Annotated in this window: 1 protein-coding gene; it reads left to right on the top strand. The window is 64.6% G+C overall.

What is annotated here, in order from left to right:
- Window positions 1–82 precede the first annotated feature (82 nt).
- The coding region (locus CSQ99_RS30635) for a helix-turn-helix domain-containing protein (protein WP_141562758.1) at window positions 83–749 on the top strand (667 nt) is incomplete at its 3' end.

Below are 749 nucleotides of genomic sequence, written 5' to 3' on the forward strand. Positions count from 1 at the left end.
TGTTCTGTTCGGGGACATCGCTGACGCCGGTATGTCTCGGGACATCGCTGACACCTGAGTAGGGCCTCGACCACGATGGTTCATGGCCCAGAAGGTGACGGCGATGGACATTCGGATGGCTGCGGCGTTGGCCGGGCAGGTGGATAACGTGGCGGAGTTCTGTCGCCGCGAGCAGATCAGTCGGCAGACGTTCTACAAGTTTCGCCGGCGCTTCCGCGACGAGGGAATTGACGGGCTGCAGGATCGGTCCCGACGGCCATTGACCTCGCCGGGGCAGACCTGCGCCGAGGTCGAGGATCTGGTGGTGCGCCGGCGCAAGCGGATGATCGAGGACGGTAAGGACCATGGCGCGCAGTCGATCGTATGGTCGTTGCAACGCGAGGGCCTAACAGCAGTGCCCTCACCCTCGACGGTGTGGCAGATCCTGACCCGCCGCGGGATGATCACCCCACAGCCGCAGAAGCGCCCGAAATCGGCGACCAAGCGATTCGTGTTCGCACGGCCCAACGAGTGTTGGCAGTCGGACTGGACCCGGTGGTGGCTGGCCGATGGCACGGCGGTGGCCATCGCGGGCAGCCTCGATGACCACTCCCGCTATCTGGTGGGGCTGCGTGCGGCTGACGCCGACGCCGACGGCGACCTCGTGTGGTCGGTCATCATGGCTGGCGTCGACGAATGTGGGATACCGTCGATGTCGTTGTCGGACAACGGAATCGTCTACACCGGTAGATTCCACGCGCATGAATCGG

The organism is Mycobacterium neglectum (assembly GCF_002591975.1).
Taxonomy (GTDB): domain Bacteria; phylum Actinomycetota; class Actinomycetes; order Mycobacteriales; family Mycobacteriaceae; genus Mycobacterium; species Mycobacterium neglectum.